The sequence below is a fragment of the Candidatus Krumholzibacteriota bacterium genome (genome assembly GCA_016932415.1).
Taxonomy (GTDB): domain Bacteria; phylum Krumholzibacteriota; class Krumholzibacteriia; order Krumholzibacteriales; family Krumholzibacteriaceae; genus Krumholzibacterium.
Window position 1 is genome coordinate 22,341 of record JAFGCX010000026.1, and the last position, 11,908, is coordinate 34,248.

Annotated in this window: 8 protein-coding genes; 3 read left to right on the forward strand and 5 right to left on the reverse strand. The window is 49.5% G+C overall.

The genetic code is table 11. The features are described 5' to 3' along the window. Positions 1-26 precede the first annotated feature (26 nt). The 4 genes from JW814_09420 to JW814_09435 form a co-directional block, all read right to left on the reverse strand. The gene (locus JW814_09420; GenBank protein ID MBN2071661.1) at positions 27-1,439 is read right to left on the reverse strand and encodes an ABC transporter permease; all 1,413 of its coding nucleotides are present in this window, start codon (positions 1,437-1,439) and stop codon (positions 27-29) included. 24 nt (positions 1,440-1,463) lie between these two features. Beyond that, the gene (locus JW814_09425; GenBank protein ID MBN2071662.1) at positions 1,464-2,192 is read right to left on the reverse strand and encodes an ABC transporter ATP-binding protein; all 729 of its coding nucleotides are present in this window, start codon (positions 2,190-2,192) and stop codon (positions 1,464-1,466) included. A 74-nt stretch (positions 2,193-2,266) separates the two neighbouring features. Further along, positions 2,267-3,826 (reverse strand): hypothetical protein, encoded by a 1,560-nt coding sequence (locus JW814_09430; protein MBN2071663.1) that lies wholly within the window; start codon positions 3,824-3,826, stop codon positions 2,267-2,269. Then, positions 3,795-4,247, reverse strand: a complete 453-nt coding sequence (locus JW814_09435; protein ID MBN2071664.1) for a hypothetical protein — start codon at positions 4,245-4,247, stop codon at positions 3,795-3,797. Before JW814_09435 ends, JW814_09430 begins: the two co-directional genes overlap by 32 nt. 218 nt (positions 4,248-4,465) lie before the next feature. On the opposite strand from JW814_09435, the gene JW814_09440 reads away from it, so the two are divergent. The 3 genes from JW814_09440 (at position 4,466) to JW814_09450 (ending at position 8,101) form a co-directional block, all read left to right on the forward strand. Continuing rightward, complete coding sequence (locus JW814_09440) at positions 4,466-6,130, forward strand: HAMP domain-containing histidine kinase (protein MBN2071665.1); 1,665 nt, start codon at positions 4,466-4,468, stop codon at positions 6,128-6,130. Further along, a complete protein-coding gene (locus JW814_09445) occupies positions 6,127-6,822 on the forward strand; it encodes a response regulator transcription factor (GenBank protein ID MBN2071666.1) in 696 nt (231 codons plus the stop codon). Before JW814_09440 ends, JW814_09445 begins: the two co-directional genes overlap by 4 nt. A 124-nt stretch (positions 6,823-6,946) precedes the next feature. Further along, positions 6,947-8,101: a hypothetical protein gene (locus JW814_09450; GenBank protein MBN2071667.1), complete on the forward strand. Its 1,155-nt coding sequence runs from the start codon at positions 6,947-6,949 to the stop codon at positions 8,099-8,101. A gap of 83 nt (positions 8,102-8,184) precedes the next feature. Here the strand turns inward: JW814_09450 and JW814_09455 are convergent, their stop codons facing one another. Next, positions 8,185-11,481 carry a CHAT domain-containing protein gene (locus JW814_09455; protein ID MBN2071668.1) on the reverse strand — a complete coding sequence of 1,099 codons (3,297 nt, stop codon included), beginning with the start codon at positions 11,479-11,481 and terminating at the stop codon, positions 8,185-8,187. Positions 11,482-11,908 lie beyond the last annotated feature (427 nt).

Consider the following 11,908-nt stretch of genomic DNA (forward strand, 5'->3'; position numbering starts at 1 on the left):
GTCGATCCTCCCCGGGGCCACTATGACTACCTTACGTCGTATCGCAGGAAAGCCGCGAATGCTCCCGCGAAAAATATTATATTGAAAAGTGCGAGAAGTCCTATATCCATCGAAGCGATGCTCAGGTCGGCTTTCAGATCGCTGCCGTGATAATCGAACTCCGGAATCTCTCCCGGGTCGATCATAGTCTCTTCCGCATCATCGTCGTTTACCATAAGCATGACAACTCCGCCTCTAGGGCTCATTCCGGTCTTGTCCCGGATAAACTCTACATATGATCTTTGATAACCATACGCTTCATCAATAAAGTGTTCTTTCAGCCCGAGGGATGTTCCTGCGAGCCGAGTCGCTGCGAGAGAAAATGATGCGCTCGGGCTGACGCGCGCAAGGTTGAAAGCGTATTTCTGTTGCACAAGCTGCCGGTTTCTGCGGTCCTCGTTCAGGCGGTCGGCGAGTTCCTGCTCTTTTCTATCCCTTTCGTCGTGGATCTTTTCCATAAGCTGGTTGAATTCCGCCATCGCTTTTTCGGGATCGTCTTTGTTTTCAGGCACGAAGCCATCCATTTTCTCAAAATCCTCCATAAACGACTGCATCCTGAACCGTGTCTTCTGGGCCTGCAGCTGATCGACCGAAGGCACCTCCACGGCGTTTCCGGCAAGAAGTACGGCCGAGCGGGGTATGATCAGTACGGCAAATATCCATAAGACAAGAAGTATCAGGAACGCGTTCGATGATTTTTTGGACATCGTCGAAATAAAGAGCGAAAGGGCGACGAAGGCGCTGAAAAAGAGAAAGCCGGTAAAGACTATAATCCCGAGTCTTGTCCATTCGCCCGCAGTCAGATCGACCCCGGATAGAGGGAGGATGAGACAACCTGTCAGAACAGGGATGGTCATTGGCAAGCATACGGCGAGCATCGTGCCCGCCCATTTCCCCAGTATGAACTTGTCGCGTGGAAGGGGGTTGGTAAAAATGAGACGGAGCGTGCCTCGTTCCTTTTCCCCGCTTACCGCGTCGAAGACGAAGAGTATCGCGAAAAGGGAGAGAACGATCTGGAATATGAAATCAATATCAAGGAACCTGAAGACAGCCATCACCGGATTGTCATTGTAGCGGCTGTCTTCCGTGACGAGTTCCCCTGTCCCGGAGATTTCGATGGTCCTGCCTATATCGTTCGAGACTCCGCATACAAGAGCCTCAAGAGGACCAGGCGGGAGGAATACGCGTGTGTTGCGGACCTGGGTCCAGTCGGTCATCCCATTCATCTTGCCCAGGTTCTCGCGGACTGCCGCTTCATGCCTTACGATGTTAAGCTGATGGTTACCGGCGCCGACGAAGAAGGTGAGGATTATCAGAAGGGAACAGACGATGAAACTGAGCTGGAACTTTTTCGATCCAAGCATGTCGCGGAGTTCTTTCATAATTATCAGTTTTATCATTCATTTTCTCCGTTATTCCGCGCGTCAGGACGCGACCGCGTCGGAAGCGCTGCCTATGTACTGCATGTAAAGACGGTGAAGGTCCTCGCTTTCGAGTTCCTGGCGAGTGCGCCGCATTACAAGTCTGCCTGCGCTCATGATACCTACTATATCTGCTATTTCCTTCGCCCTGAAGATGTCGTGAGTCGACATTAGAACCGATTTTTTCTCTTCCCTCAGTGATTTGATAAGTTCGATGAACTCGTGTCCCGCTCTGGGATCGAGACCCGACGTCGGTTCGTCAAGCAGGACAGCGGGAGCGTCCTTGAGGATGGCGATAGCGATTCCGCACTTCTGGCGCATCCCCTTGGAGAAATCCTTGAGTTTCTTGAAATGGCTTTCCTCGTCGAGACTTACCCTTGAGAGGACTCGCCTGTAATCTTCAGTCGTGTAATCGGTTCTGCCTCCCAGCCTGGCAAAGAAATCGAGGTTCTGGATGGCGGTGAAATTTTCGTAAAGCATTACGTTCTCGGAAACGTATGCGGCTTTCTGTTTTGCCTTGAGCGGCTCGCGGGTCACATCTATTCCATCGATCCTCGCTTCTCCGGATGTAGGTTCTATGAAATTGAGAAACAAGTTTATAGTGGTTGTTTTCCCCGCGCCATTCGCGCCTAGCATGACGAACACTTCTCCTCTGTCTATGGAAAAGGAGAGATCGTCGAGAGCCAGTACGCCATCGTTGTAGCGTTTCGTCAGACCGACCGCCTCGATCATCCCGCCTTTACACTTTCCGGGGTTTCCCCCGATTGACGATTTATTTATCGCAGTAGCCATTACATGCCCTTTCGTTACCTTCTGGAAAGTTTCACTCCAAAAATCACTATTCCCGTCACGGCCCCGAGTATGATCAGGATCAACGCGAATACTCCGCCGATGTTTGCCGTGGCTTTGATCTCCACCGTCACCGTCTTGTCTTCTCCCCGGACAGGCTGGTCGTCGGAGAGCGATGAAGACTGTATCCTGAATTCGTATCTGCCGACTGCCACTTCGCCCGGAGGTGTGAAACGGAGCTGGACGGTGCGTTCTTCGCTTACCTCCAGAGACGGTATCAGAGACGGCTGAGCCTGTTTTTCCCACTCGAACGGAGCGTCGATCTGGACCTCGATATTGTCGAGACGGCGGGTCCCTTCGTTTACGAGGACTATGCTCATCTCCACCGAACTACCTGCTTCGATCGAATGATATAACTGGGGCGCGCGTACGAGCAGCCTGCCGATACCCCGGGGGACAAGCTCCAGCTTTACAAATCCAACATCGAGACGCTCTATATCGTCCTGGGTTATTTTGTCGTTGATCTGGCCGGCGATAGATTCCGATCTGTCACGCGGCACGGCCAGGACGTAGAAAAGTATAGGTTCTCCGGGAACTACCTGTTCCGAGGAGCGGTCAGGCATGAAGATGCGCAGAGCCGCCGGGACCGAATTAGTCCGCTCGGTGAACTTCAGCTGGCTCAACCGGGCGTTTCCTTCTCCGCTTACAAAATACCGGGTCACTTCCCGCGGAAGACCGATGACTTCGAGTTTGTAGGTGTTGGCAGTGGAACTGAATAGCTCCAGATTCAGATCGAATGACGCCGAACCACCGAGTTCCACTTCCTGGGAAAACTGTTCGGACTGCACGATGACCCGGTCGACCGAGGAATCTTTCTGAAGGAATATCCTAGGAGTCCTCCTGCTGCCGTTTCCATACACAATATCGACCGTGAGCGCGTCAAGGTCCTGCAGGATCTCAAAATCGAGTTCACGGGGGGCTCCGAAGCGAAGCTGTTCCATCTTCATCTCATAAGGCTGGCTGATGATAGCCCCTTCGTCGTTCAGCAGCGAAACATAGATATCGTTGACTACGTCAGGCTGGAGAGAACTGAAAAGTTCCTCGTCGACGTTTACGAGTTTGCGAAAATCACCTCCACCACCTGAAGTATTTGCCAGTTTTATCTTTACGTGTTTGCTTCCGTCCTCCGCCTGGTACTTTACAGCTTCCAGGACAGAGATGAACTGTTTTTCAAACAGGACGGCAAGCAAAGACTGTTGATAGTTAACCTCGGCATCGGCGAAATTATTCCTCGCCATCTCGTACTCCTGGAACGATATGAGGCCTTTTTCGTACATCTCTTCTTTTCTCGCCATCTGGGAACGCGCGAATTCGAACGCCTCTCTCGCCCTTTTAAGGCCGAGGAGTGGATAAGTGTCGTCACGTTCATTGAAAGGCACTCCTGTCGTTTGTGCCAGGACGTCGCTTGAGAGTCCTACACACAGATGCACGAAGGGCATCAGGTAAAAAATTGTCAGGCTGAGGAAGATCATCCTTTTTCCCATATTATTCTGCCTCTGCCTCTTTTCCGTTTTCATCTACGATCACCTTGCGGATCATCATTCCCTCCTGAACTTTCTCCGGATCAGCTTTCGGGAAACTGACGATGAACATCTCCTCGCCTCGCATTATGCCGAACTTGATTTCTTCGCCAGTCTTTAGTTTTTCGTAGATCTCTTTAACGGCAGCGGTCGTGACGACACGTTTTCCATTCATCATCCTGATGACATCTCTGCCACGGATATCGATATCCTTGTACTCTTCAGGCAGCGAGCCTTCCGGTGGAGAGAGATTGACGACGACCTTTCCTTCCTCCTCGGCAAGGACCAGAATAAATTCCTGAAGCATGAAAAGATTTTCCCCTTCGATCTTCAGGACGGTATTCTTCTGTTGCGCGCCGGCGGCAGCGGCAACAACAAGCATTGACAGAATTGTCAGAGCGATCTTGTATCTCTTCAAGACGAACCTCCTTTTCACTGGTTCTGAATAATCCTCTGCCCGTTTTAAGACAAGTGCTGGAAACGTATATTCACAGCCGGGCTTTTTGGCGACGTGCTTCCTCGTCACAGTTGATTATATTAATGTAGTGGCTTGTGTGATCCGCCAATTAATGTTATCAAGTGTTAAAGTGTGTTAAAATGGAACCTTCCACGCGGTGGTTGTTGTAGAATCATATTATGGGATCACGGAAAAACAATTTTATCATCCTTGGTTCTCTCGTCGCAGCGGCGCTTGCCGGGTTGATCATAGTCCAGGTGACATGGCTTAACCATGCGTACAACCGGGAACTCGGCGTATTCTCCCGGAATGTGGGAGGGGCCCTCAGCGCAGTCATCAGGAAGATCGAGTCCAACGAGGCATGGGTGATCGTTAGTAATCTTGTCGTTGACGATTCGGGTAGATCCAGTGAGCGAACGATGAGCTTCAAGATCAAGAAGGGTGATATATTCGAACAAGGAGGTGTGACCCGTGACGTGGAAGGTGGTGGCTACAGGTTTCATAATGTTCTTGTCAGCCCCGATTCTACGCGCGGCGAGAGAGGCGGAAAAAAAATTATATTGGATAATGACAGCTACTCCTACAACATGGAAAACAATTTCATCACGATCATGCTGGTCGATACTGCAGCGGCCGTCGCCGACACGACCATCTTTTCGCAGATGATCGAGGATACACTCCTGTCAGCTTCTACCTCCGCCAGCGATACGATCCCATTCCTTGAGCGACGATATATAATCGAAAAAGTAGTCGAGGAGATGGATGGAAAGAACTCGGCTGCCGTAACAGACAGAATTGAACCTTCATGGCTCGATTCTGTCATCGCCTGTACTCTCAAAGAAGCAGGGATCGAAACTCCCTATGCTTACGGTATAACCATGACCGGGGGAGATTCCATTATCATTGCCATACCGGATGAGTACAGAGACGGGTTATCGAGATCGGAGTTCAGGACGCCGTTGTTTCCTCATGATCTTGTCAAAAGGGGAGAACAGCTTGTCCTCTATTTTCCGGAAAAGTCAGGGTATCTTCTCGGACGTGAGAGGGTTTTTCTTGTTGTAGCGCTGCTGTCGATCGTCATGCTTGCCGGATGTTTCATATATATCATACGCGCGATGTGGAGGCAAAAGAGGTTTTCCAGGCAAATAGTGGATTTTATTAATAACATGACCCACGAATTCAAGACTCCGATCTCGACAGTTGCTATCGCGGGAGAGAACCTTGGGTCGATGGATGAAGGGATTGAGCCGGAGCGGATCAGGAATTACGCGCGTATTATTTCCCAGGAAAGCCGGAGGATGAGGCATCAGGTCGAAAAAATACTCGAAATGGCCGCCCTGGAAGAGGGTGATCTTAATCTTTCTCCCGTACGAGTAGATATCCACACTCTTCTCGAGGGCGTGGTAGATGGTATTTCGGTGAGGATCAATAAGGCGGGTGGACGGATAAACACCGTGTTTTCGGCATTCGATCCAGGGATAGAAGCGGACCCTACGCATCTCAGCAGCGTTTTTCACAACCTTCTCGATAACGCCCTTAAGTATACTGACGGTGATCCTGTCATAGATATCTCAACTGAAGGCGACGAAAAAGTGGTTGTTGTTTCTATAAGGGATAACGGTATCGGGATGCAGAAGGGGGAGTTGCGGAATATTTTCAACAGATATTACCGCGTCAGCACGGGAGACCTTCATGATGTGAAAGGGTTCGGGCTGGGGCTTTCATACGTCAGGCTCATAGTGGAAGCACACGGAGGTACGGTCGCCGTGACAAGTTCGCCCGGGAGGGGATCGACCTTCAGGCTGACCCTTCCAAGGGTACTTCGCAAAGAGGATCAGAGATGAAAAAGGTCCGTATACTGCTGGCTGAGGATGACCTCAATCTCGGATTCGTGCTGGAGGAATCACTCGAAAGGCAGGGTTACGAGGTCGTAAGGTGTGCCGATGGGACTGAGGCTGGTGAAACTTTCAGGACGGGAGATTTCGACCTTCTCATTCTCGATGTGATGATGCCGAAGAAAGACGGGTTCACTCTGGCCAGAGAGATAAGGCGGCTCGACAGCAAGATCCCCGTCATCTTTCTTACCGCAAGGTCTCTGAAAGAAGACAGGATCAGGGGATTTAAAACCGGCGGCGACGACTACCTTACAAAACCGTTCAGTATGGAGGAACTGCTCCTGAGAATACAGGCTGTCCTGCGAAGGACTGCAGGTACAAAAACGGGTTCCGGCTTTAGTAGATATGAGATAGGTGACTATCTTTTCGATCATGACCGCCGTGAACTATCTTGGGGCGGTTCGATAAAAAAACTGACAGACAAGGAAGCTGATCTACTGGGACTTCTCTGCGAGCGTCTCGAATCGGTACTCGACAGGGAAACGGCGCTTGGCAGGATCTGGGGAGAGCAGGGATATTTCACATCGCGCAGCATGGATGTCTATATTTCGAAACTTCGAAAACACCTCTCCGGCGATCCTCGCATCGAGATTATAAACGTCCGCGGCAGGGGTTTCAGGCTTGTCGTAAGGGAAGATTGACAGGGGTGTTCAATTCACTTTCCGATTCACCGACCGGATTGCCTCGAAAAAAACAATCAATATAACAGTTTACTAAAACCATGAATTTGCTAGTATAACGCGAGCGAAAGGAGATAATCAGATGATGAGAAAAATAACAATGCTTCTGGCGATAGCAGGCCTTTTATTCTGTTCATGCAGCAAGTCGGACAGTCCAGCGAAACCTGACCCGTCGGATCCGGTCTACAGGTTTTACTTCAATCAGAATATCAGCACTTCGGGGTGTGCCGATCTCGAATTTTTCACGATCGCGGCTGAATCATACCTGGCTGTGGCGAATTCATGGAATGGCGCAACGGTCAATATCGATTCAAAGATCTACAGGTGGGCCGATACCATATTCGTCGATTTTCAGTCGATTCCGACGTCCCAGGCATCCGACTGGGAATTTTTCACTATAGGTTCGGAATCATACCTCGCCGTCGCTAATCAGAGTATTGTAAGCACGTACAACATCGATTCGAAGATATACCTGTGGGACAGCGCCGGTTTCGTGGAATTCCAGTCTATTCCCACAAACGGCGCCTGCGACTGGGAATTCTTTTCTATCGGGGCAGAGTCGTATCTGGCTGTGGCAAACAAGTGTAATGACGCGACGTCGAACATCGATTCGAAGATATATCGCTGGAATGGAACGGCATTCGAAGAATTCCAGTCGATCCCGACGCACGGCGCCTCCGACTGGGAATTTATTACCGTAGGAACCGATTACTATCTCGCCGTGGCGAACAGGTTTAACGGTTCCACAGGTAATATCGATTCAATAATATACAGGTGGAACGGTTCGGCGTTCGTCGATTTCCAGTCTGTCGCGACAAGCAATGCGGCAGGGTGGGAGGTGTTCGTCATCGACTCGGAGATATACCTTGCCGTGGCTAATTTCAGCGACGACGATTTCAATGAAATAGACTCTAAGATATACAGATGGAACGGTTCTACGTTCACTGAGTTTCAATCTGTTCCGACTCAGGGCGCTTCTGACTGGGAGTATTTTTCGATCGGCGCGATCTCATTTCTCGCCGTAGCCAATTACAGCAGTGAGATCTCCCGTAATACCGATTCGAAAATATATATATGGAACGAATCGGCCTTCGCAGAACACCAGGCCATCGCCACAAGCGGAGCGGTAGACTGGGCATATATGGAAATAGAAGGCGGTCCTTATCTGGGATGCGCCAATCTATACAACGGATCGACACATAATCTCAACTCGATTGTGCTTGAAGGGGTCGAAGAGTGATATCTACAGGGATGGAATGGGAGTTTATTCCCCGGGTGAAAGGATTACCGGGATAAATCAGGTATAAAGGATCGGGATTTTAATTACCGCCAGTCTCCGATTGCAATGAAGGCGCCCCAGGTCGCAGGATGATCGACTCTCCCTGCCGACCGTATCTCCCGCAGCTTCTTGAGTTGAGCGTTGCGGATTATAACAGGCATAGTATCGTCCCTTCTTCCATACAGATTGCTCATAATCTCGGCTGTTGCCTGATCTGATACTGGCCACAGCGAACTGATGACAGTTCCCGCTCCTGCCATCTGAAAGGCCCGGCGCAGACCGTAAACGCCCTCTCCTTCCTTAACCTCGCCAAGGCCGGTCTCGCATGCAGACAACACTACCAGTTCAACGCCCCTTAGATCGAGAGTTGATACTTCATAAGCGGTCAGGATCCCATCTTCAGCGCCCGTGTTTTTGCCGTCCTCCTTTCGGAGCTTCGCGCCGGCAAGGAAAAGTCCGGATTGCAGCAACGGATTTTCGCCGATAACCGCTGCTTCAGACCGGGAGTTTTCCCCGTGTTCACCACGGAGGCTTTCATGTTTCAGAAAGTACCCGTGAGTGGCAAGATGGATCACCCGGGTACCGGAAGCCTCTGCCTTGAACCGTTCCTCGCTTGCGTCCAGTCCGAAATGAACCTTGGCCTCCTCATCGGTCATTTTTTTCCACTTTTTTACAATCGCTTCGATTTCGTTCCTGGAAGCCGGCAGTGGACTCAGATCAATAGAATTGAAGTCTCCGGTGAATGATCTGGCATCCCGGCTGGCAACAATAACCGGTCCGGTCTGTCCAATTGAATCATGTTTAGAGGGTTGCGGTAGCTTATTGGCAGGTGAGCCGAAATCCGGGTCCCCCAGAGCAAGTAGTCCTTTTGCCTGATTTGTCTTCCTGCCGTTCAATCGGGTCAGGTCGCGCGCCGAAGAAAGATAATGCAGCGGCCGGTGTTCGATAAGGTAGGAACCGCTTCGATCGACAAGTCCGGCAAAGGAGACGAGGTTCAACGCTCCATCGGGAGAAATCAATACTGTCGTATCGTCGCCCAGCTGTTTTTCAACCGGTTCCCAGAGTCTGGCGTAAAGTTTCTGGCCAAGTTTTTCGTAGATCCGTTTGTCGAAAGTTGCAGGTTCTCTTCCCAGTGTTGATTCAATATTCTGGCGATACTGTGTTATGAGCGGTTCCAGCTCGGAGGCCTGCCCGATATCGAAAATCCTGGGTGGTTTACCGTGAGCAATCAAAAGAGCGAGGTAACGTGGAATCTCATCGGATAAATCAGCAGGGGCGTACGAGTACTTTATATATTCGACGAGTGCGGCTCCTTCCGGCACGAGGGAAGCTATTCGCTGAGTATTTATTTTTTCATACTCTCTTTTTTTGCCCTTATCTATACCCTGGCGTAATAGTTCTGCTTCCAATTCACGTGCATCGGTGCTCAACGAATCCAGTCTCGCGCGATAGGAATCAGGATCATTCTGGGCCCCCAGAGTGAACAGGTTGGCCAATTCGAATCTCGTAAGTCTGAGCGATTCAAACAGCCTCGCTGTTATAGCATCTGTGTCACGAGCAGTTGCCATCTGCGCACGCTCATACATCTGATCGGCAATCTGTCCCTTACTTGATAACAGCACATCGAACAATTGCCTTTTTCCCGGCATGATATCGAATCCTGCATCGGCGCAGCAGGTTATATAATTGTCAATGGCAGAGCTACAGGTCTGGGAGTAGGTCAGAGCATCCTGCTCGGAAAGCACCATCGCGTTTTCCCTGAACATCTCAAGCCACATCAGGCAGTCCTTTTCAGCGTGGTTGATCGCTTCCACGTATCTTTCCTGTTGTCTTAATGTTATGCACATTGATCTGTGAACGAGGGCCACCGTGGAATGTTTCTCCCCGAACGACTTTTCAACTATCGATAGAGCCTTTTCCTGCAAAGTCAGCGCTTCTTCATCTCTTCCCTGTCTCAAATAGAGGAATGCGAGCTGGTTCAGATCTGTCGCCAGTGTTGGATAATTACCGCCAAATGATTTTTCACGGAGTTCGACCACTTCCATAAGGTATTTTTCAGCTTCACCAAACTTTTTCTGGAGCTGAAGTACCACAGCAAGTTCGCTCAGATTATATACGCGGTTAGGGTGCTCGAGGCCCTGCGCCTTTTCCCTTATCGCCAGCGCCTGCCTGTTCAGCTGCTCAGCCTTAGAGTAATCCCCCCTGTACCTGGCAACGTATGCCAGGCCCGTTATTGCCCGGGCTACATCGGGGTGTTCGGGGCCCAGTGATCTTTTCCGAATGTCAAGGACTCGCTGATATAGCCTCTCTGCGTCGTCCAGTTTGCGTTGAATCAAGTATAACCATGCCATTGAATTCAGAGAAGCCGCCACCATGGGATGTTCAGGTCCGAACAATTTCTCACGAATTGCCAGCGATTCCCTATAGAACAGCTCCGCCTCTACGAGTTTTGTCTGAAACCCGCAAATCCTTGCGAGATCAGAAAGGGATTGGGCAACCAACTCGTGTTCGTTCCCGAATTCCTTTCTCCGAAGCTCGACAGCGCGCCTGTGCATTTCCTCTGATTCGGAATATTTCCCAATTTTTCTGTATACAGATCCGAGCATACTGTAATAGAGAGCTATATTGCGGTAATCGGATTCGTCGTGTTTCACTTTCAGTTCCAGCGCTTTTACAAAATTCGCTTCGGCTTTTCCATATTTACCCTGCGAGTAATTGAAATATCCATAGCGACCTAGCACATCGGGGATCAGTGGAGAACCAGGGTCCAGTTCGGATTCAAAAATAGATATACTCTCTTTATATAAAGAATCAGCAGACCCGATCCGGTTTTCCTTATTAGCTATATAAGCAAGATTGACCAATGCGCGTCCTACATCTATATGCCTTCGATACGAATCCTCTTTTCGTAATTGAATGGTTCTTTCGGACAGGACCTTTGCCTTGTCGAACTCTCCCTTCGACATATGACAGTTGGCCAGATTCTGGAGCATCTGGGATAGTTCCGGGTCATTGTCGCCCGAGATCTTCTCTTTGATCTTTACAACACGGGTAATCAAGCTTTCCGCCTGCGCATGATTTCTGAAATAGTGAGGGACTGATTGTTCATCTTTCCACCATATTCTAAGGGCGATTGTCGAATCCGATTTTCCATAGACCGACAGGGCATGGGAAACAGCCATCTCAAGAGCGGTTCTCGCTGAATCGATCTGGCCTTTCAATACAAGTGAATCCACGCGGTCAAGGAGTGCCTCTGTTGTCTCGTTTTTTGCCGGAGCAGAGCCATAGACGATAAAAAGACAAAGAAAAAAATACAATAAGAATGTTTTCGCGAAAGGCATACTGTGATCCCCTTATATAAACCTCAAGAAAAACCGGGTATTGGAGCAGTATAAACCAGGGAGAATGGCGCATAAACTAAAATATTCATAGCAGTTCAAGGGAGAATCGATTCTTGGGAATCCGATTTCCTGCTAAAAAAGGGATGATGAGATTCAGATGAAAAAAGCTGCTGTAACTTTCGTACGATTACTCCGGGACCGGAGGGTCCCGGAGTCCTTTTTGCAGGCAGGAAAATGCTGATAGGTTTCCAGGGTAATACCGGGATTGACTTCTAAGTATCTATTTGATAGCATGTCAATAATATTTTACAGATGAACGTTCCTGTTGATCTCTCCGAATACAGGAAATTTCAAATCTTTTACTTTATGTAATTATATTCAGGTAATGATCAAAAATCATAATATTGTAAAAGATTCGCTACGGACA

Coding starts and splice junctions, on each gene's coding strand:
- JW814_09440 (MBN2071665.1), top strand. CDS start 4,466: ATGGGATCACGGAAAAACAATTTTATCATCCTTGGTTCTCTCGTCGCA.
- JW814_09420 (MBN2071661.1), bottom strand. CDS start 1,439: ATGATAAAACTGATAATTATGAAAGAACTCCGCGACATGCTTGGATCG.
- JW814_09445 (MBN2071666.1), top strand. CDS start 6,127: ATGAAAAAGGTCCGTATACTGCTGGCTGAGGATGACCTCAATCTCGGA.
- JW814_09450 (MBN2071667.1), top strand. CDS start 6,947: ATGAGAAAAATAACAATGCTTCTGGCGATAGCAGGCCTTTTATTCTGT.
- JW814_09455 (MBN2071668.1), bottom strand. CDS start 11,481: ATGCCTTTCGCGAAAACATTCTTATTGTATTTTTTTCTTTGTCTTTTT.
- JW814_09425 (MBN2071662.1), bottom strand. CDS start 2,192: ATGATCGAGGCGGTCGGTCTGACGAAACGCTACAACGATGGCGTACTG.
- JW814_09430 (MBN2071663.1), bottom strand. CDS start 3,826: ATGAAAACGGAAAAGAGGCAGAGGCAGAATAATATGGGAAAAAGGATG.